This window comes from Streptomyces sp. NPDC002130 (assembly GCF_040296465.1).
Classification (GTDB): domain Bacteria; phylum Actinomycetota; class Actinomycetes; order Streptomycetales; family Streptomycetaceae; genus Streptomyces.
Genome location: NZ_JBEOXI010000946.1, coordinates 1 through 1,282, shown reverse-complemented (window position 1 = coordinate 1,282; position 1,282 = coordinate 1). Strand labels below are relative to the sequence as shown.

The following is a 1,282-nucleotide window of genomic DNA, read 5'->3' as shown; positions in this document are numbered from 1 at the left end:
GCAGCACGATCGGCAACCGACCGGTCGACGGGTAGATCGGCGACCAACAGGCGATAGTAGATGGGCGCGGCTACGGCCGCCAGAAGATCAGCGGCTGAGACCTTCTCGGAGATCTCCCCGCGTTCGACTGCTCGGCGGACCACGATGTCTGCCAGTTCGTAACGTGCGGAGTAGAACTCGCGCTTGAGTCTCGCCACCTCGGGTGTGCGGACTGCGTCCGAGAACAGTGCGGCCACCAATGCGCCGCCCGACTCGCTGGTCACCAGTGCGACTATCGATCTGGCCATCTCGCGCAGGTCGGATTCGATGGAGCCGGTGTCCGGGATGGGAACGGTGGTTGCCGATATTTCGACGGCCGCGTCGGCTACGAGTTGAGACAAGGTGCTCCATCGCCGGTAGATCGTGGTCTTGTGGACTCCGGAACGGGCGGCTATGTCCTCGATGGTCATCGCCGCGAATCCGCGTTCGGACAGTTCGGCCGCGGTGGCCGCCAGAACTGCCTTGCGCACCCTGGCGCTGCGCCCTCCGGGCCGTTGTGGTGTCGAGGTCATGGGCCAACCTTATCGCAACAAGGTGTTGTGTTAGTTGTGGCCGCATGGTTCACTGAGCTAATGCAACTTGTCGTTGCATTAGAGATGAATTGAGGGGTGTTTTCCCATGTCATACGAATTTTCTGTCGATCACCGAGGCCTCTTCGAAGAACGCACAGGTCAGTTTCTGAGCTTCGGGCTCCCCGTCTCGGATCTCGAGGAACTGCGCGCGTCCATCAACTCGACGTGGGCCGACGCGCCGGGTGGTTGGTCGTACGAATGGTCCGCGCTGGCAGCAAAGTACTCCGCCGACGGCAATCATTCACTCGCGGCGATGATCTACGGAATCGCCAAGTTCCCCGTCCTGGCCAACGAGTCGCGACGTCGGGCCCTGCAGAATCAGGTGGACGAATACGTCAAGGCAGCACCGGGATTCGGGCTCGAGTTCGAGCGTCGAATCCTGTCCCTGCCCTACCGAAACGGCGAGATCGAGCTACCGGTACACATCCTCTCCGTGGACGGAAGGTACGAAGACGCACCCGTCCTGTTGCTCAGCGGCGGCGTCGACGGCTGGAAGATGGACATGCATCCGTTGGCCAGTGCGTTCGCGAAGAATGCCGGAGTGACTGTTGTTGCTTTCGATCAGCCGGGAACCGGTGAATCACCCGTTCCTCTCGATGCTTTCGGCGACGAGGGGTCGCCTGCCGCGCCCTCGGGGAACAGGGCGCGCAGGGCCGTGGAGCGTTCCTCGG

2 protein-coding genes are annotated in these 1,282 nt (G+C 62.2%); one reads left to right on the top strand and one right to left on the bottom strand.

The features are described from left to right. Nucleotides 1-449, bottom strand: a 449-nt coding sequence (locus ABT116_RS47280; protein WP_351647558.1) for a TetR-like C-terminal domain-containing protein, incomplete at its 3' end; no start/stop codon positions are given. A gap of 208 nt (nucleotides 450-657) precedes the next feature. On the opposite strand from ABT116_RS47280, the gene ABT116_RS47275 reads away from it, so the two are divergent. Continuing rightward, the coding region (locus ABT116_RS47275) for an alpha/beta hydrolase (RefSeq protein ID WP_351647556.1) at nucleotides 658-1,282 on the top strand (625 nt) is incomplete at its 3' end.